Below are 19,780 nucleotides of genomic sequence, written 5' to 3' on the forward strand. Positions count from 1 at the left end.
GCTGATATAGCTCAGTTGGTAGAGCGCACCCTTGGTAAGGGTGAGGTCGGCAGTTCAAATCTGCCTATCAGCACCATTCTTGTTACTTTCCTAAACTTCTAAAAATATCGAATTTGACTGCTTAAAAGCTTGTCACTGGACGGCTTTATCTGTTATCATTCAGAGCTAATTTTAAGTTAGTATTATGTTGATATAAAATATAATACTTGGTTAATGTGGTGATTCACCACCGATTTGTATTACATTTGAGGGACAATAAATGTCTAAAGAAAAATTTGAACGTACAAAACCCCACGTTAACGTTGGTACAATCGGCCACGTTGACCATGGTAAAACAACTTTAACTGCTGCAATTACTTCTGTACTTGCTAAAAAATACGGCGGACAAGCTCGTGCATTCGATCAAATCGATAACGCACCAGAAGAAAAAGCACGTGGTATTACCATCAATACTTCACACGTTGAATACGATACACCAACTCGTCACTACGCACACGTAGACTGCCCAGGCCATGCTGACTATGTTAAAAACATGATCACCGGTGCAGCGCAAATGGACGGTGCTATTCTAGTAGTAGCAGCAACTGATGGCCCTATGCCACAAACTCGTGAGCACATCCTTTTAGGTCGTCAAGTAGGTGTTCCTTACATCATCGTATTCTTAAACAAATGTGATATGGTTGATGATGAAGAGTTATTAGAATTAGTTGAAATGGAAGTACGTGAACTTCTATCTCAATACGACTTCCCGGGTGATGATACACCAGTTATTCGTGGTTCAGCGTTAAAAGCGTTAGAAGGCGATGCAGCATGGGAAGACAAAATTGTTGAATTAGCGGAAGCATTAGACACTTATATCCCAGAGCCACAACGTGACATCGACAAACCATTCCTATTACCAATTGAAGACGTGTTCTCAATTTCAGGTCGTGGTACAGTGGTAACAGGTCGTGTAGAAAGCGGTATTATCAAAGTTGGTGAAGATGTTGAAATCGTTGGTATCAAACCAACAGCAAAAACAACTTGTACTGGTGTTGAAATGTTCCGTAAACTACTAGACGAAGGTCGTGCTGGTGAAAACGTAGGTGTATTACTTCGTGGTACTAAACGTGAAGAAATCGAACGTGGTCAAGTATTAGCAAAACCAGGTTCAATTACACCACATACTGATTTCGAATCAGAAGTGTATATCTTAAGTAAAGATGAAGGTGGTCGTCACACTCCATTCTTCAAAGGTTACCGTCCACAGTTCTACTTCCGTACAACTGACGTGACTGGTACAATCGAATTACCGGAAGGCGTAGAAATGGTAATGCCAGGCGATAACATCAAAATGTCAGTATCATTAATTCACCCAATCGCGATGGCAGAAGGTTTACGTTTTGCGATTCGTGAAGGTGGTCGTACAGTTGGTGCGGGTGTTGTTGCTAAGGTTATTAAATAATTTATATTTAATAACTGTTGAAAGGGTATCATGCGATGCCCTTTCTTATCTGGTCTGTTTAGCAAAATGTTTTTATTTTAAAAAGAGCATTTTGGAAAATAGATATTATTATAAATAACATACTCATAGGTTTTATATGCAAGTAAGTAACGAAAGTCAAGCTACAAACTCGGTTCTAGATAAACTCAAATGGGGTTTAGTTTTAGTATTGATTGCAATTATTGTTTGGGGAAATTCCTATTTTGCTCAAGCAAATGATATATATCAACCTAATACAATCGTCCGCATTATTACGGTTAGTGTAATTTCACTTTTCACTTTATTTATTGCTCTTACAACCACTAAAGGTAAGTCATTTCTTGCATTTTTACAGGATTCAAGAAAAGAGTTAAGAAAGGTGGTATGGCCTTCTCGTAAAGACGCTACACAGACAACTATGCTCGTTGTGGCTGTTACAGTAGTCGTTGGTTTAGCCCTTTGGGGAATGGATACTTTATTCCGTTGGGTCGTCTTTTATTTAACATCAATAGGACGTTAATATGAGTGAAATACAACAAAAACGATGGTATGTTATTCAAGCTTATTCTGGCTATGAAGCACGTGTTGCACAATCACTACGTGAATATATCAAGTTACATAATATGGAAGATTCTTTTGGTGAAGTGCTTGTGCCTACCGAAGAAGTTGTTGAAATGAAAAGTGGTCAACGTCGTAAAAGTGAGCGTAAATTCTTTCCCGGTTATGTTTTAGTTGAAATGATGATGAATGATGCAACTTGGCACTTAGTTAAAAGTGTACCAAGAACCATGGGATTTATTGGCGGTACTTCTGACAGACCAGCCCCAATAAGCCAACGTGAAGTTGATGCTATTATGAATCGTTTACAACAAGTTGGTGATAAACCTCGTCCTAAAACGTTATTTGAGCCAGGCGAATTGGTACGTGTTAATGATGGTCCATTTGCAGACTTTAATGGTGTGGTTGAAGAAGTCGATTATGAAAAAAGTCGCCTAAAAGTTTCAGTTTCAATTTTTGGACGTTCAACACCTGTTGAGCTTGATTTTAGTCAAGTTGAAAAAAGTTAATTTTAATTGAATAAGTTTAGTTCAATTAAGAATAAAAAAATCACAGCAAAGGCTGTGATTTTTTTTGCACAAAATAAATAGTTAAAATACGATTAACAACCTGAAACTTATTGCGATTGAATTAAGACTTATGCTCTTAATATTTTGTGTGCTTCTCTTTTTATATCTTAAATACAAAGTTAGTTTAATTGAAAATCTTCAAGTTGTTGTTGTAAATCTAACCAGTTCATTTCAGTGTCTTCTTGTTCGCTTTTAATTTTACTTTGTTTAAGTAGTAATTCGGTCAACGCTGTTTTTTTATCGTTTTCATAAATAGCAGGATCTGCTAGTAACTGTTCAATATTTTGTAATTGCTCAGTTAATAGCTCAAGTTTTTGCTCCATTTTTTGTAGCTCTTTTTTAATGGGTTGCATTTGTGCTCTTAATTCTGCTTCACGGCGTTTTTGTTCTTTGCGATCGGTGGCGGAAACATTTTGAATGCTATCATTTTTACTGGCTACGTTAACGGTATCTGGTTTATTTTCTGCTTTTTGTTCTTCGGCAAGCCATTTTTGGTAATCATCAAGATCGCCATTAAATGGTTCGACTTTGTGATCATGCACTAAATAAAATTCATCCGTTGTCGAGCGCAATAAATGGCGATCATGCGATACAACGACTAAAGCACCTTCAAAGCCTATAAGTGCTTCAGTTAATGCTTGACGCATATCTAAATCCAAATGGTTAGTGGGTTCATCAAGTAATAATAGATTCGGTTTTTGCCACACAATTAGCGCTAAAACCAATCGAGCTTTTTCACCGCCCGAAAATGTTTTAACTGGTTCATTCACTTTATCACCATGAAAATCAAAACCACCCAGATAGTTACGCAATTCCTGTTCTGTTATTTTTGGATCAGCAAGCTGAGTTAAATGCCAAAGTGGTGATTCATTGGCACGTAAATATTCCAATTGATGTTGAGCAAAATAGCCTAATTGAACACCTTTAGCGAGATTAATATGCCCCTCTTTAGGTTGAAGTTCGCCCGCTAATAATTTTATTAAGGTTGATTTACCGGCACCATTACGACCCAGTAAGCCTATGCGTGAACCCGGAACAAGATTTAATTTAATTTTTTCTAGTACGATTTTATCATCGTAGCCTGCCACAACTTTGTCCATCATCAGTAATGGACTTGGCAAAAATTCAGAAGGTTTGAAATTAAAATGAAAAGGATTGTCTACATGTGCAGGGGCAATGAGTTCCATTTTTTCTAGCATTTTTATTCTGCTTTGAGCTTGTTTGGCTTTGGTTGCTTTTGCTCTAAAGCGGTCTATGTAGCTTTGTAGGTGTGCGACTTTTTGTTGTTGGCTTTCATAAAGTGATTGTTGCTGTGCTAATTTAGTTGCACGTTGAACTTCAAATGATGAATAGTTACCGGTATATTCAAACAAACTTTTTTGTTCAATATGAATAATTTTATTAACTAACGGATCTAAAAAATCACGATCATGTGAGATTAAAATTAATGTACCTTGATAGTTACTCAGCCATTTTTCTAGCCAAATAACGGCATCTAAGTCAAGGTGATTGGTAGGTTCATCAAGAAGGAGTAGATCAGAACGACACATGAGTGCTTGAGCTAGATTTAAACGCATGCGCCAACCACCAGAATAAGATTTAACTGGTAATTGTAGTTGCTCGTTGGAAAATCCTAAACCATGTAATAATGTGGCGGCTCTTGCTCGTATTGTCCATGCGTCAATGTTATCCAGTTTTTCATGAATATTAGCTATTTGTTCACCATTATTGTCTTGGTTGGCGATAGCTAGCTTTTGTTCTAGCTGTCGATATTCACGATCACCATCAATAGCATATTCAATAGCGGGTATATCTAGCGCGGGGGTTTCTTGGTTAACCCAAGCTAATTGCCATTGTGATGGAAAACTTAAGCTGCCTGCATCCGTTTGAATTTCGCCTTTTATTAATGAGAATAGGGTGGACTTTCCGCAACCATTTTTCCCAACTAACCCTACTTTTTGTTTAGGATTAATGGTAGCAGAGGCATTATCTAAAAGTAGGTTAATGCCTAAGCGAACTTGAATGGAATCAAATACTATCATGATTTTGCTGTTTAATATGTAAAATAAATTGGGTTATGCTAACAAATATTGAAAGTTATGCAAAATGAAAAAGTTTAATGGGCAAAGTGAAAGTTTTATTATTTTAGACTTTAACTTGTGGTAATAATTGGTTGAGCGTGCTATTGAATATCTCCAGATAGGGAAAAGGTTATCATTTAATCTAGTCACAAAAGAAGGATGATAATTAATTTATAGCGGGGTTTAAATTGGAAAAGCGATTTTATCAAGCCCTCTATTTTAAGCAATAAAGGGCTTAATTATAAATATAAATTATTACTGTTTTTTAATTGCGGATAATGCCCGACGAATAATATACAAGCAAATTCCCACAAAGACAGCTAAACCTAAATATTGTGGTAAGAAGCCTAAATCAGCCTCGATTGCTAATGGAGCTTCACCTTTTCCTTGCGTGGTACTAATAACAATAACAATAGCTAATAAAAGACCCACTAAGCTTTCACCAACTATTAATCCCGAAGCAATTAATGCCACTTTACGATCCACTTTTTTAAATTGTTCTTCATGATTTAAATTGTATTTTTGAGCTTTAGCGTAAGCATTACGTTTAATTATCCATGATAGCAATGTACCGACAAAAATTGGGGCAGTAATCGTTGGAGGTAAATAAATACCTAAACCGACAGCTAGTGCGGGTAAGCGAAATTTACATTTTGCTTTCGCCAAAAGAAGATCAATAATAATAATTACGGTTCCAACGACTAACCCAATTAGAATCATTGTCCAACCAAGTTTATGTGAAAAAATTCCTTGCACAATGGTTGTCATCAGTGTTGCTTGAGGCGCAGGTAAAACTTGTGATTGATCCATATCTGGTCGTGGTAATGCACCCGTAAACCCATACGCGTTATAAAGAATTTCTAAAATAGGAGCGATAACAATAGCACCAACAACACAACCTATTAGTAATGCAACTTGTTGTTTCCAAGGTGTGGCATTAACCAAGTAACCCGTTTTAAGATCTTGCAAGTTATCATTTGAAATACAAGCAACCGCTAATACTGCACTGGTTGTGAATAGCGCTAAAGCTATCGCAAAGTTGGTGCCTTCAGCTGTAGAAAGTAAGTTACTAGCTTCACCTAAACCAAGTAAGATCACTGATATCACGATAGCGGCAACAATAGCAATTCCTGAAATAGGGCTAGATGAAGAACCTACCAATCCTGCCATATATCCACAAGCAGCTGCAACAAGAAAGCCCATAATAAAAGCAAATAATACAGCACAAATAACCAGCATCCATGCAACGCCCGTCGATAACCCACTATCTGAAATAAATGAGTAAAACGTAGCAACTAAAATAATGACCATACCAGCCATAATCAAAAAGATTGATTTAGGTGATAGATCACGTTCTGTCGGTGCAATATCATTTACAGATACATCTGAACGTAACGTTTTGAATGATGTTTTTAAACCTTCAATAACTGGTTTGATTAAGGTTAATAATGTCCAAATTGCAGCAATAGCAATCGTTCCTGCGCCAATAAAACGGATATCTTTAGCCCAAAGTCCCATTGCAGTTTCAGCAAGAGGTTGCGTTGTATCATAATCTGTCATTGCACTTAAAATTGGAATTCCAAATCCCCAGGCAATAATGGTTCCTATTAAAACGGCAATCCCAGATACAATTCCAATCAAGTAACCTGCACTAAGAAGTGCTAATGAGAACCCCATAGGTAATTGAAAAATCGATTTTCCACCGGTAAACCAGTATGAAGCGCTTTCAGATAAAACTCGGAAACCATTGGTCAATAAACTGACAGTAGAAGCGATAACGCCTCCCACTAAAATATCTTTCAATCCTTCGTTGGCAGAAGCATCATTACTGTCTGTTTTCGAGCCTGCTTTTAAAATCTCAGCGGCAGCAACACCTTCAGGATAAGGTAATGTACTTTTGACTACCATCACATGACGCAATGGAATTGAGAATAGTACCCCAAGCATTCCCCCGGCGGCACAAATGGCAAAAGTTAACCAAAATGGAAAATCTTGCCAGTAACCAATCATCAATAATCCAGGTAGAACGAATATAATAGATGATAGCGTTCCGGCAGCAGAAGCTTGAGTTTGTACCATGTTATTTTCTAATATGGTTGATCCTGAAAATAGTCTTAAGATTGCCATTGAGATGACAGCGGCAGGAATAGCCGAAGAAAAGGTTAATCCGACTTTTAAACCAAGGTACACATTTGATGCAGTAAAAATAATTGTAATAAAAGCACCCAGTATTGTGCCTCGAAGTGTAAGTTCTCGTAAATTATTCATATATTATCGTAAAGTTAATTCAATATGCGGTTATTATATACTTAATTCAGCTTTATGGGCTAGAAGTTATGATAACTCAATTAATTTAATCTTTTTTGTGCGTGTTTCAGGATAAATAATAGACAATTATATTTACAATAGTATAAATTCACTATTGTAAATAAAAACAGTTTAAATTTATGATACACTGATTAGATTAATGTTCCGTTACGATTGGTGAGATAGATTGTGAACCCACTCAAGCGTTTACTTGCAATTACTAAACAATTACGTGACCCTATTGACGGTTGTGAATGGGATCGCATGCAGACTTTTGATTCATTAAAATCTTATACACTAGAAGAAACTTATGAAGTTCTTGATGCGATAGATAAACAGAATATGAATGAACTCAAAAAAGAATTGGGCGATTTATTGTTTCAAATTATTTTTTACGCCGATCTTGCCAGTGAACAAGGTCAGTTTGATTTTGAGGATATCTGTCAAGCTGTTGCTGATAAATTAGTTAGTCGTCATCCGCATATTTTTGATGATAAGACAACTGAAAAACCGAATTGGGAACAATTAAAACAAAAAGAGCGTGACGAGCGCGCACAATACTCATTGTTAGATGACATACCTAACGCCATTCCTGCTTTAATGAAAGCCGAAAAAATCCAAAAACGTTGTGCGTCGGTTGGGTTTGATTGGCAGGAGTTAACGCCAGTTTTAAATAAAGTTAAGGAAGAGCTCGACGAAGTAGAACATGAGCTAAATAAAACGGTACAAGATCAATCAAAAATCGAGGAAGAACTGGGGGATCTGTTTTTTGCGACCGTCAATTTAGCCAGACATCTAAAAGTTAAATCGGAGCTCTGTTTACAACGGGCAAATCATAAATTTGAACGTCGATTTAAACAAGTTGAAGCAATACTGAAACAAAATAATCGTCGTTTAACGGATGCAACACTTGAAGAAATGGAAGCCGCATGGCAACTTGTTAAACAATTGGAAATATCAACTAGCGAAGTAAATAAATATGACTGAAAAAAATGAATTATATCAAGAAATCGAAGCATGGGCACAAAATGCCATTTTACATAGTCCAACGTGGAGTATTAACCAGCTCGATTATTCCGAAAAAAGTATTTCTGTTGTTGAAATGATTATTGGTGAATTAGCTGAGAAAAATTTTAGTATTCCTGAAGAACAGCTTAATATGATTGCTCAAGAGTATGGTTGTTATTTATTACTGACAGCCCAAAAATTATACGGCGGTGAGTTTTATTGGAATGAAGAACTTGAACAACCGATGTTAATTAGTTGTGAACCACAAGCGGCTATCGTGTTATTAACTTGGAATAAAGTCAAAGGACGCCTTTTAGGGGATGAAGCAGATCATCTTGCCTTTTTCTTAGAAGGGTTTGCTGAGGCGACTAAAAATCCTGAAAATGGTTCTCAGGTTGTCTATTTATAGCCAAGTAATCCAATAACCAAAGGTTATTAGCTGATACAAATTCATGGTATCAGCTAATGGTAATTTAATGCCAATTATCAAAGTAAATATTCATTGGCAATTTCAATCCGATAAATAACGATATTTAGGTTGTAATCAATAAACGTTATGGTTTAGACAGATCAATAAATATTGAGTAGTAAACCTTACTCCCGCTCAGTAGGGTATGGGCATAAGGTTAACTTAGTCAATCGCTTTATACTTCTAAATAATCTAAAATCCCTTCTGCCGCTTTGCGACCTTCGCTAATGGCAGTCACCACTAAATCCGATCCTCTTACTGCATCACCACCAGCAAAGATTTTTGGATGGCTGGTTTGGTAGCCTTTAATTTCTGGGGCAACAATACGACCTTGAGTATCAAAATTGACACCATGTTCTGCTAACCAAGGCATGGCATGAGGTCTAAAACCAAATGCCATAATAACAGCATCGGCAGGAAGTATGAATTCAGATCCTTCGATAATCACTGGCGAACGGCGACCATTTGCATCGGGTTGACCGAGTTCTGTTCTAACCATTTTGACACCAGTAACTTGACCTGTATTGTTAATTTTAATACTGAGGGGTTGCACATTAAATTGGAATTGTGCACCTTCTTCTTTCGCATTTTTTACTTCTCGTTTAGAGCCAGGCATATTGGCTTCATCTCGACGATAAGCACAGGTGACTTCAATTGCACCTTGACGAATTGACGTCCGTACACAGTCCATGGCTGTATCACCACCGCCTAAAACAACAACACGCTTATTTTTCATGTCAATGTAAGGCGTATCATCGCTTTGATTATGCTTCATAATATGTTTGGTATTGGCAATTAAAAATGGAAGGGCATCATAAACACCATCCGCATCTTCATTCATTAGACCGGCTCGCATTGATTGATAAGTACCGGTTCCAACAAAAATAGCATCAAATTCATTGAGTAAGTCCGTTAATTGTACCGTTTTCCCCACTTCGGTATTCAGCCGAAATTCAATACCCATGTCGGTAAAGATACGTCGACGATTAATCAACACTTCTTTATCTAATTTAAAGGCAGGAATACCAAAGGTTAATAGTCCACCTATTTCAGGATGACGGTCAAAAACAACGGGCGTCACACCATTACGGACTAACACATCAGCACATGCAAGTCCTGCAGGCCCTGCACCAATGATTGCAACTTTTAACCCTGTTTTTTCAACATTAGACAAGTTAGGCTTCCAACCCAGTTTAAAGGCTTCATCGGTAATATAACGTTCAATGTTACCAATAGTTACTGCACCGAACTCAGCATTTAAAGTACATGAGCCTTCACAAAGCCGATCTTGAGGGCAAACCCGACCACACACTTCTGGTAGACTGTTTGTTTGATGAGAAAGCTCAACCGCTTCTAAAATTTTGCCTTCATTCACCAGTTTTAGCCAATTAGGTATATAGTTATGAACAGGACAACGCCATTCACAATAAGGATTCCCACACGCTAAGCAGCGATCGGCTTGGGCTTGTGATTGTGAAGCCGAAAATCCCTCATAAATTTCAACAAACTCTATTTTTCGAATATTCAACGATTTTTTAGGTGGATCAACACGTTGTAAATCGATGAACTGATAAACATTTTGACTCATTTCCGTGCTCTCCTTATTGTGCTTGAACATGAAGTTCTGCTGATGATCGGCTTCGGTGACCGAGCAGCGCTTTTACATCACTGGATTTAGGTTTAACTAATACAAATTGTTTAGCGAAATCTTCCCAGTTAGCTAAAATTTCTTCAGCACGTGAAGAGTGGGTTAGTTGAGCATGTTCCATGATTAAGCCTCGTAGATGCTCTTCATGAATCGAATAATCAGCAACGTTTAACATTTCAACAAGTTCTTGGTTAATCCGTTTATGGAAATCACCATCGGTATCTAAAATATAAGCCAATCCACCAGTCATGCCAGCACCAAAGTTAACACCAGTTTTACCTAAGACACAGACAATGCCACCTGTCATATATTCACAGCCGTTATCGCCGATACCTTCAACCACGCTAATTGCACCAGAGTTACGTACGGCAAAACGTTCACCAGCACGTCCTGCTGCAAACAATTTACCGCCTGTTGCACCATATAGACAGGTGTTACCGGCAATGGTTGCTTCATGACTTAAAAATGCCGAGCCTTGAGGTGGTCGAATGACGATGCGACCACCTGCCATGCCTTTACCAACGTAGTCATTGGCATCACCTGTTAGGGTTAAATTTACGCCACCAGCATTCCAAACACCAAAGCTTTGCCCAGCAGTACCGGTGAAATTGAGTGAAATTGGATCGGCAACTAAACCTTGATCGCCATATTTTTTGGCAATATAACCTGATAAGCTAGTTCCCACCGAACGATCAGTATTTTGAATATCAAAGTAGAAACTTTTACTTTGACGATTATCCACAAATTGTTGTGCTTGAGTAATAATTTCTTTATTCAATACACCTTTATCAAACGGTTTATTATCTTCAATACAGTAGACGGGTTTGCCTTCTACTGGTGTCGCAGTTTCAAGTAATCCTGATAAATCCAGTTTTTGTTGTTTAGCCGTAATACCATCAAGCTCTAACAGTAAATCGGTACGTCCAATTAAATCAACAATTCGACTTACGCCAAGTTCTGCCATGACTTCCCTTGTGTTACGTGCAATAAAACGGAAATAGTTCATCGCTTTTTCAGGTAAACCATGATAATGGTCACTACGTAATTTTTCATCTTGTGTCGCAACACCTGTGGCACAGTTATTTAAATGGCAAATACGTAGATATTTACAACCTAAAGCCACCATTGGCCCCGTACCAAAGCCGAAACTTTCCGCACCTAAAATTGCCGCTTTTACAATGTCTGTACCGGTTTTTAACCCACCGTCAACCTGTAAACGAATTTTGTGACGTAAACCATTAGCAACCAATGATTGTTGTGTTTCAACTAAACCCAGTTCCCATGGTGAGCCAGCATATTTGACTGACGTTAATGGGCTAGCACCGGTACCACCATCATATCCCGAAATTGTGATCAAATCGGCATAAGCTTTTGCGACCCCAGTTGCAATAGTTCCTACGCCTGGTTCGGACACTAATTTCACCGAAATCATTGCTTGAGGGTTAATCTGTTTTAGATCAAAGATCAACTGTGCCAAATCTTCGATTGAATAAATATCGTGATGCGGTGGTGGCGAGATTAATGTCACCCCGGGTACGGAAAAACGTAATTTAGCTATGTAAGGGGTTACTTTGTCACCTGGTAATTGACCGCCTTCACCCGGTTTTGCACCTTGCGCTACTTTGATCTGAATCACATCAGCACTCATTAAATAGCCCGGCGTTACACCAAATCGACCTGATGCGACTTGTTTTATGCGTGACACTTTTATACTGTTATACCGAGCAGGATCTTCACCTCCTTCGCCTGAATTAGAATAGCCACCTAATGTGTTCATTGCTTCAGCAAGCGATTCATGAGCTTCAGGACTTAATGCACCAATTGACATCGCCGCCGAATCAAAACGTTTGAATAGTGACTCTTCAGGTTCAACCTGATCTAACGAAATTGCTGCATTTTCAGGGGGATTAAGTTTTAATAAATCCCGTAATGTCGCTGGCGGGCGATTATTAACGATATCGGTATAAAGCTTATAATCTTCGTAACGCCCATTGTTAACCGCTTTTTGTAACGATTGAACTACATCGGGATTATAAGCGTGATATTCGCCGCCATGGACAAATTTGAGTAAACCACCTTGGTCTAATGGTTTACGGCGTAACCATGCTTTTTTCGATAAATTGAACTGATCTTGAGCAAAATCATCAAAATTTGCACCACTAATACGGCTAGTCACACCTTGGAAACAGAGTTCTACCACATCTTTATGCAGACCAACCGCTTCAAAAAGTTTTGAGCAGCGGTACGAGGCGACAGTGGATATCCCCATTTTAGACATGATTTTGTACAAGCCTTTATTAATACCATTGCGGTAGTTGATAATGGCTTCACGGTAAGACTTATTTATCGTGCCATTGTCGACCATTTGGGCTAGGGTTTCGTAAGCTAAATAAGGATAGATAGCCGTTGCACCAAAACCAAGCAGCACGGCAAATTGGTGTGGATCGCGACAGCTTGCGGTTTCAACAATAATATTGGCATCACAGCGTAAGTTTTTTTCAACTAGACGTTGCTGTACTGCACCTACAGCCATTGGGGCAGGAATCGGTAATCGATCGGCTGCGATATTTTTATCAGATAAAATGATTAATACGGTACCATTACGTACTTTGGCTTCGGCATCACCGCATAATTGTTCAATGGCATCACGCAAGCTACCATCGATTTCGTAAGTAATATCTAGTGTTTCAGATTGATAGTAACGTGATTCCAATGCTGTTAATTGTTGGAAATCAGAGTAAACCAAAACAGGGTATTTAAACGCGACTCGATGTGCTTGACCTTCGGCTTCAGCAAAGACATTCATCTCGCGACCAATGCTAGTTGATAGCGACATGACGTGAGCTTCACGTAATGGATCAATAGGCGGATTGGTTACCTGCGCAAATTTTTGACGAAAATAATCATAGATTAATCGAGGTTTACTTGATAAGACAGCAAATGGCGTATCATCGCCCATTGAACCTGTTGCTTCTTGCCCATTTTCACCTAAGACACGAATACATTGATCAATTTCTTCTGCACTATAACCAAACTGTTTTTGGTAAGTAGCTAGTAAAGTGTCATCGTAATCACGTGAGCCAATGTTCTCATCAGGTAGACTTTCAAAAGGGATAAGCTGTTTAACATTTTTTGCCATCCATTCTTTATAAGGATGACGTTTTTGTAAGTCATTGTCCGTTTCAGAAGATTGTAAGATACGACCTTCTTCGGTATCGATTACTAATAACTCACCCGGCCCAACTCGTCCTTTGCTGACGACTTCGTCAGGTTGATAATCCCAAATACCAATTTCAGAAGCACAGGTAATGAGTTTATCGGTGGTAATAACATAACGAGCAGGACGTAAGCCGTTTCTATCTAAATTACATGCGGCATAGCGACCGTCTGACATAACAATACCTGCTGGGCCATCCCACGGTTCCATATGCATCGAATTAAAGTCAAAGAAGGCACGAAGATCTTCATTCATATCGGGATTATTTTGCCATGCCGGTGGTACTAATAAGCGCATCGCCCTGACAATATCCATCCCACCGACAAGGAACAGTTCTAACATGTTATCCAGTGAACTGGAATCAGACCCTGTGACATTCACAAACGGTGCCGCATTTTGTAAATCAGGAATCAGTGGTGTTTTAAATTTGTAGGAACGGGCTTTTGCCCATTGACGATTGCCTTCAATGGTATTGATTTCACCATTATGCGCTAAATGTCTAAACGGTTGAGCAAGTGGCCAACGTGGAACGGTATTGGTTGAAAAACGTTGATGAAATAAACAAATCGCCGTTTCCATTCGAATATCGGCTAAATCTAAATAGAATCGAGGCAAATCTTTAGGCATACATAAGCCTTTGTAGATATTAACCTGATTCGAAAAGCTACAAACATAAAAGGTGTCGTCTTGTACGCGTTTTTCAATGCGACGGCGAACCATATATAAACGGCGTTCTAAATCAATTTTCGTCCATCCTGCTGGCGCATTGACAAAGACTTGTTCAATTTTAGGCAGTGAAGATAATGCAATTTCACCTAAAACACTTTTATCAATAGGCACTTCTCGCCAACCTAATATTGATAGTGTTTCGTCAGCTAATTCCTCTTCTACAATCTGACGGCTTGCTTGTGCTTCTTGCTCATCTTGGCTAAGAAACAGCATGCCTACCGCATAATTAGTTGCTAAACGCCAACCTGCGTCTTGCGCAACTAATCTAAAAAATCGATCTGGTTTTTGTAATAAAAGTCCACAGCCATCGCCGGTTTTACCGTCAGATAAGATTGCGCCTCGATGCTGCATTCTTGCTAATCCGTGAATAGCGGTGCGCACCACTTTATGACTTGGTTGCCCTTCAATATGAGCAATCAGACCAAATCCGCAGTTATCTTTTTCATGATGCTGGTTATATAACATATCATTGCCTCTAATTCATCGCTTTATAATTTGTGAAGGTATAGGCATTAATCCCATATTGGCTAAGAAATTAAAGAAAAATGCTATTTTGGTCAAATAAATATTACTTATAAGTCAATCTTTTAATAAGTTGTACTGGAGTTATTAATGAAGCTAATAATAGAACATTATCTTTTCATTTAACTATTAGCATAACTAAATGATTTAACATGATAAAAATTATTGGGCTTATAAAATTGTTAATGATAATATGCTAATGTAAATTTTAAATAGTGTGATAACAATTTAATTCATTAATCATTATGAAAGGAATGTTTAATTTAATGAAAATTTTTAAAATAGTGTTCATATTAATTGCAAGTATATTATTTGTTGGATGTTCTGCAAGAGTTGATTTAGCCGATCCAAAATTAGATCGTGAAGCTAAAAAATTTGCTGAACCAGATGCAAATTTTTCAGGTATTTATATTTATAGAGATAGTCTAATGGGTAAACCTAGCAAAAAGGCTATTTATATTGATGGGGAATATTTGGGTAAAACGGCTGACAGAACTTATTTTTATAAAATTGTTAAGCCTGGCTATCATACCATTGAAACAGAATCTGAGTTTAGTAATAATTCGCTAGAGATTTATGCAGAGGGAGGCAGTAACTATTTTATCAGGCAATATATTAAAATGGGTGTTTTTGTTCCAGGAGCGGGTCTTCAAGAGGTTAATGAACTGTTAGCCAAGAAAAGTATAATAAAAAGTAAATTAATCAAAACAGAATAAAATTATTCTAACTTGATAAGCATTGTTCAAAATTACTATTTTTAATTTACTTAATTCCGTTGGTAAAAACTGACGGAATTGTCATATTTTCAAGTTCTAGTCTATTTACTTAATCCTGCTATAATTCCTTCTATTTATGGTTTCACAAGATTATTATGCAAACTCAAATTACAATTGTTGGAGCAGGGGCTGCGGGTCTATTTTGTGCTGGATTATTAGGGCAAAAAGGGCATCGTGTGACCGTTATTGATAACGGAAAAAAACCGGGACGAAAGATCTTAATGTCGGGTGGCGGAAAATGTAATTTTACTAATCTTGATGTGGATGCGCACCATTACATTTCTGAAAATCGTCATTTTTGTAAATCAGCCTTGAAACGATTTAACCAATGGGATTTTATCCAATTAGTTAATCAATATAATATTGCTTATCATGAAAAAGATCATGGTCAGTTGTTTTGTGATAATTCAGCCAAAGATATTGTCGATATGCTGCTTAACGAGTGTCAAAAAGGAAAAGTTAACCTAATGATGCAAACGCAATTAGATGACGTCGAAGCGGTTGAAGATGGATTTAAATTGCAGACTTCGCAAGGTATGCTGAGTTGTCAAAACCTGATTATTGCTACAGGCGGGTTATCGATGCCAGCACTCGGTATGACTTCAATAGGTTATAAAGTGGCAGAAAAATTTTCCATTCCAATTGTACCGGTCAAAGCTGGGCTGGTGCCTTTTACCTTACATAAACCATTATTAGATGTGTTATCGCAACTATCCGGTATTGCTATTCCGGTTGAAGTGACTTATGAGCAAATGCATTTTAAAGAAAATTTATTATTTACTCATCGAGGGCTTTCAGGCCCCGCCATTTTACAGATATCCAACTATTGGCGAGTGGGTGAACCCATTACGATCAACTTATTACCAGATATGACATTTGAATCATCATTTAAACCGTTATTAGAAAAAAATCGTAACCAGACTTTGAAAAATTGTTTAGCACAAATTTTACCTAAAAGAGTAGTAGAAGCATTGATACAACTGGATATGATTACAGATATTACTGTGAAACAACTCAATTTGCATCAACAACAGCGTCTTTTTGACACATTAACCAAGTGGCATATTGTACCAAACGGAACCGAAGGGTATCGAACGGCTGAAGTCACATTAGGCGGGGTGAGTACCGATGCATTATCATCAAAAACAATGGCGACTAAGTCACAGCCGAATCTTTATTTTATTGGCGAAGTGGTTGATGTAACGGGTTGGTTAGGTGGTTATAATTTTCAGTGGGCTTGGAGCAGTGCCTTTGCATGTGCGAAGGCATTGGATGAAAAAACTGTTAGCCATCAATGTTAATGATTCATTACACCCATTTGAATATGGTACTTTTTGACCTTATATTGTAATGTAGTACGCGAAACATTTAATAATTTAGCGGCATTGATAATTTTTCCGTTAGCTTGATTTAACGCATCGATAATCAATTGTCGCTCATAGTTTTCCACTTGGGTTGTTAAATCCCTAAATCGAGAAAAATTTGTGGCAGAATCCTCGATTTTTGTCATGACATCTGCTTGCTGATGAGGGCTTTCAATTTCAAATAGCTCTTCATCAAGAACGATATGTTGTAATTCTCCGGGTTCATTTTGTAAAACCATACTTCGGACAATTGCATTTTCAAGCATACGTACATTGCCTGGCCATGGTGCTGCCATCAATTGTTTCAAAGCATGCTTACTTATACCACTGATGGTTACTTTTATCTCATCTTGGTGTTTATCAATAAAATAGCGAGCTAAAACAGGAATATCTTCTGTTCGTTCGCGTAGTGCTGGAAGTTTTATTAATCCCACATTTAATCGATAAAACAGATCGCTGCGCATTTTACCGTTTTTTAAAAGATCAGTAGGTGATTCGTTCATGGCGGCCACAATGCGAACATCAGAATGCAGCTCTTTATTGCCGCCTAGTCGCCAGTAGGTTTTTTCTTGTAGAAATCGCAATAACTTGCTTTGCATTTCAAGTGGCATGGCGTTTAGTTCATCAAGAAATAGTGTGCCACTGTTAGCCAGTTCTAGATAACCTTGGCGATTTTCAGCTCCCGTAAAGGCGCCTTTCACAGTACCAAATAGTGTACTTTCAATTAGCGTAGTAGGTAGTGCACTACAATTGAGTGATATAAAGGCTTTATCTCGGCGGTCGCTAGTTTGATGAATTAAATGGGCGAAGAGTTCTTTACCGGTACCTGTCTCACCAACAATGAGTACTGGCACATCATTAGCGCCTAAAATATTCGTTTGATCAATGACCGATTGCATTTTTTGAGATACAAATACGATTTCGGGAAGTGATTGTTCTTTACTGTGATATAAACGGCTGTTGAGTTTAAAAACTTGATCTTGTAATTGTCTTACATTAGATAAATTTCGACCGATTTCGATTGCGCCAATGATCTGTTTGTTATGATTGTAAAGTGGAACCGTGGTATGCAAATAATCGACAACTTTACCAACATGATTATAATAGCATTGATAATTATCCAGATATTCCTTACCTTCTAGCAAGGCTTTTAACATAGTACTATCTTCTTTTTGTAAATTAGGATAAACTTTAAGCAATGGTTTTCCTATAGCTTTATCTTGAGGATAGCCATCGAGTTCTGCACTTTCCTGATTGTAGTAAATATATTTACCTTCTTTATCAATAATGGCCATTGGCTGATGTATTAAATCAAAAAAATGTTTAAATATTTCCAGTGATTGTAATAATTCAGGATCAACTGTCATGATATTAGTACCTTATAAAATTTGGATTATTGCTTAATAGCATACTTTTATTTAAATACCTTTCGACTATCACTAAAAAATGACAAATTTTTGTCATAAAGACATGTTTTTAACTTAATGACAAAAATTGTTGCTAGATTGTTAAGTTTAACTTATTGATTATTTGTATTATTAAGTTGGCATGCTGATTGCATTACAAGAGAAAAGCCATTTTACTTATTTTCTTATGTACTTTTTGAGTACTCATTAACTGGAGGTCATATGTCCGACAAAATTATGTCAAATTATAACAAATTACGTCATGATCTTATAACTAAAGATCGTCGTTTTAGTGCTGAAAACGGTAAATTATGTTTTGATGGCGTTAATTTAGAAGAGTTAGCAAGAAAATATCCAACGCCTTTTTATGTGTTTTCTGAAAAAGAAATTGATCGTAATGTTCAAGAAATTAAACAAGCATTCAAAGCGCATCCAAAAACAAAAATTTTCTATGCTTCTAAAACTTGTTCGGTTATGGGCGTACTCAAAGCCATTAAAGATGCGGGTATTTACGCTGAAGCAAACTCAATGTTTGAAGTACGTAAATGTTTAGAGATTGGTTTTCCGGGTAGCCAAATCGTGTTTAATGGTGTGGTAAAAAAACCAGTTGATCTTGAATATGCCATTAAAAATGATCTGTATATTATTAACGTCGATAGTTTATATGAACTTGATATTATCGATGAAATATCAAAAAAATTGAAAAAAGTGGCGAATGTGTGTGTACGTGTTGAACCGAATGTACCATCTGCAACACACGCTGAATTAGTTACTGCTTATCATGCTAAGTCAGGTATCGATTTAGAACAAGCAGAAGAGACTTGTCGCCGTATTCTTGAAATGCCTTATGTCCATTTACGTGGTCTACATATGCACGTTGGGGATCAGGTACCGGAAGCTGAACCTTTTGCGAAAGCAACCAAAGTACTTGTTGATGAATCTCGCCGTTTAGAAGAGGTGTTAGGAATTAAGTTTGATTTAATTAATGTAGGGGGAGGTATTCCTGTTCCTTATAAATACGATGACGAAAACGGTAACCCATTACAAGACAATATGTATGCCGGTATTACTGCCCAAGATTTTGCTGATGCAGTCATTCGTGAAGTACATAAATGGCGTACCGATGTTGAAATCTGTATTGAACCTGGTCGAAAAGTTACCGGTTCAGCTGGGGTGCTATTAACAGAAGTTGCCTGTGAAAAACGTAAAACGAATTATGATTTAGACGGTAACATTGAAGAACATGTTGAATGGAAATTTGTTGATGCAGGTTATAGCGTGTTATCTGATAGTCAACATTTCGATTGGTTCTTCTATGTTTATAATGCATCTCGAATTAATGAATCACATGATGAATATATTAAATTAGCCGGTCCTTTGTGTGATGGTGGTGACTACTATCATGTTGGTGTTAAAGGTGAAGAGTTCTTATTACCTAAAGATACCGACATTGGCGATATTATTGCTTTCCTTGATGCTGGAGCTTACACCATTGAAAGTCAGACTGTCTATAACAATCGCCCTCGTACGTCGGTTGTGATGATAGACAAAAAAGGCAAAGATCGCTTGATTCGCCGTGAGGACACTTACGAAGATATGGTTGGATACGACATCTATTAATCATGATTTATCTGGGGCACACGTTGCCCTAGATACTACAATGT

The 19,780-nt window shown here is 37.5% G+C and carries 13 protein-coding genes and 1 tRNA gene; 9 read left to right on the plus strand and 5 right to left on the minus strand.

Going from position 1 to position 19,780, the window contains the following annotated elements; genetic code table 11:
- From J3U14_RS08810 to nusG, 4 genes are all read left to right on the plus strand, one after another.
- A tRNA-Thr gene (locus J3U14_RS08810) sits at positions 1-76 on the plus strand.
- 183 nt (positions 77-259) lie between these two features.
- Complete coding sequence (tuf, locus tag J3U14_RS08815) at positions 260-1,444, plus strand: elongation factor Tu (RefSeq protein WP_065558713.1); 1,185 nt, start codon at positions 260-262, stop codon at positions 1,442-1,444.
- A gap of 136 nt (positions 1,445-1,580) precedes the next feature.
- Positions 1,581-1,982 carry a preprotein translocase subunit SecE gene (secE, locus tag J3U14_RS08820; protein ID WP_065559723.1) on the plus strand — a complete coding sequence of 134 codons (402 nt, stop codon included), beginning with the start codon at positions 1,581-1,583 and terminating at the stop codon, positions 1,980-1,982.
- A gap of 1 nt (position 1,983) precedes the next feature.
- Complete coding sequence (gene nusG, locus J3U14_RS08825; protein WP_065559722.1) at positions 1,984-2,529, plus strand: transcription termination/antitermination protein NusG; 546 nt, start codon at positions 1,984-1,986, stop codon at positions 2,527-2,529.
- Positions 2,530-2,708: 179 nt separating this feature from the next.
- Here the strand turns inward: nusG and J3U14_RS08830 are convergent, their stop codons facing one another.
- A complete protein-coding gene (locus J3U14_RS08830) occupies positions 2,709-4,631 on the minus strand; it encodes an ABC transporter ATP-binding protein (protein ID WP_267352036.1) in 1,923 nt (640 codons plus the stop codon).
- 294 nt (positions 4,632-4,925) lie between these two features.
- Entirely contained in the window at positions 4,926-6,938 is a 2,013-nt protein-coding gene (locus tag J3U14_RS08835) for an OPT family oligopeptide transporter (RefSeq protein WP_267352034.1), read from the minus strand.
- Positions 6,939-7,166: 228 nt separating this feature from the next.
- Between J3U14_RS08835 and mazG the strand changes: the two genes are divergently transcribed.
- The gene (gene mazG, locus J3U14_RS08840; RefSeq protein WP_267352032.1) at positions 7,167-7,964 is read left to right on the plus strand and encodes a nucleoside triphosphate pyrophosphohydrolase; all 798 of its coding nucleotides are present in this window, start codon (positions 7,167-7,169) and stop codon (positions 7,962-7,964) included.
- The gene (locus tag J3U14_RS08845; protein ID WP_065559718.1) at positions 7,957-8,394 is read left to right on the plus strand and encodes a hypothetical protein; all 438 of its coding nucleotides are present in this window, start codon (positions 7,957-7,959) and stop codon (positions 8,392-8,394) included. Before mazG ends, J3U14_RS08845 begins: the two co-directional genes overlap by 8 nt.
- A 235-nt stretch (positions 8,395-8,629) precedes the next feature.
- Here the strand turns inward: J3U14_RS08845 and J3U14_RS08850 are convergent, their stop codons facing one another.
- Together J3U14_RS08850 and gltB are read right to left on the minus strand one after the other, a co-directional pair.
- Entirely contained in the window at positions 8,630-10,042 is a 1,413-nt protein-coding gene (locus J3U14_RS08850; RefSeq protein WP_267352029.1) for an FAD-dependent oxidoreductase, read from the minus strand.
- Positions 10,043-10,055: 13 nt separating this feature from the next.
- The gene (gene gltB / locus J3U14_RS08855; RefSeq protein ID WP_267352027.1) at positions 10,056-14,513 is read right to left on the minus strand and encodes a glutamate synthase large subunit; all 4,458 of its coding nucleotides are present in this window, start codon (positions 14,511-14,513) and stop codon (positions 10,056-10,058) included.
- 323 nt (positions 14,514-14,836) lie between these two features.
- Between gltB and J3U14_RS08860 the strand changes: the two genes are divergently transcribed.
- Positions 14,837-15,286, plus strand: coding sequence for a DUF2846 domain-containing protein (locus J3U14_RS08860; RefSeq protein WP_267352025.1), 450 nt, complete (start codon positions 14,837-14,839; stop codon positions 15,284-15,286).
- 155 nt (positions 15,287-15,441) lie between these two features.
- A complete protein-coding gene (locus tag J3U14_RS08865; protein WP_267352023.1) occupies positions 15,442-16,647 on the plus strand; it encodes an NAD(P)/FAD-dependent oxidoreductase in 1,206 nt (401 codons plus the stop codon).
- Here J3U14_RS08865 and J3U14_RS08870 read toward each other — a convergent pair.
- A complete protein-coding gene (locus J3U14_RS08870; RefSeq protein WP_411597303.1) occupies positions 16,644-18,080 on the minus strand; it encodes a sigma-54 interaction domain-containing protein in 1,437 nt (478 codons plus the stop codon). The genes J3U14_RS08865 and J3U14_RS08870 overlap by 4 nt on opposite strands.
- 258 nt (positions 18,081-18,338) lie before the next feature.
- Here J3U14_RS08870 and lysA point away from each other — a divergent pair, with 258 nt between their 5' ends.
- Complete coding sequence (lysA, locus tag J3U14_RS08875; protein WP_065559713.1) at positions 18,339-19,736, plus strand: diaminopimelate decarboxylase; 1,398 nt, start codon at positions 18,339-18,341, stop codon at positions 19,734-19,736.
- The last annotated feature ends 44 nt before the right edge of the window (positions 19,737-19,780 follow it).

This window comes from Gilliamella sp. B3801 (assembly GCF_026536645.1).
Taxonomy (GTDB): Bacteria; Pseudomonadota; Gammaproteobacteria; order Enterobacterales; family Orbaceae; genus Gilliamella; species Gilliamella apicola_I.

Bases quoted from the DNA above. Each gene is read 5' to 3' on its own strand.
- J3U14_RS08830 (WP_267352036.1), bottom strand. From the start codon at position 4,631: ATGATAGTATTTGATTCCATTCAAGTTCGCTTAGGCATTAACCTACTT.
- J3U14_RS08835 (WP_267352034.1), bottom strand. From the start codon at position 6,938: ATGAATAATTTACGAGAACTTACACTTCGAGGCACAATACTGGGTGCT.
- gltB (WP_267352027.1), bottom strand. From the start codon at position 14,513: ATGTTATATAACCAGCATCATGAAAAAGATAACTGCGGATTTGGTCTG.
- tuf (WP_065558713.1), top strand. From the start codon at position 260: ATGTCTAAAGAAAAATTTGAACGTACAAAACCCCACGTTAACGTTGGT.
- J3U14_RS08865 (WP_267352023.1), top strand. From the start codon at position 15,442: ATGCAAACTCAAATTACAATTGTTGGAGCAGGGGCTGCGGGTCTATTT.
- J3U14_RS08850 (WP_267352029.1), bottom strand. From the start codon at position 10,042: ATGAGTCAAAATGTTTATCAGTTCATCGATTTACAACGTGTTGATCCA.
- lysA (WP_065559713.1), top strand. From the start codon at position 18,339: ATGTCCGACAAAATTATGTCAAATTATAACAAATTACGTCATGATCTT.
- secE (WP_065559723.1), top strand. From the start codon at position 1,581: ATGCAAGTAAGTAACGAAAGTCAAGCTACAAACTCGGTTCTAGATAAA.
- J3U14_RS08845 (WP_065559718.1), top strand. From the start codon at position 7,957: ATGACTGAAAAAAATGAATTATATCAAGAAATCGAAGCATGGGCACAA.
- nusG (WP_065559722.1), top strand. From the start codon at position 1,984: ATGAGTGAAATACAACAAAAACGATGGTATGTTATTCAAGCTTATTCT.
- J3U14_RS08860 (WP_267352025.1), top strand. From the start codon at position 14,837: ATGAAAATTTTTAAAATAGTGTTCATATTAATTGCAAGTATATTATTT.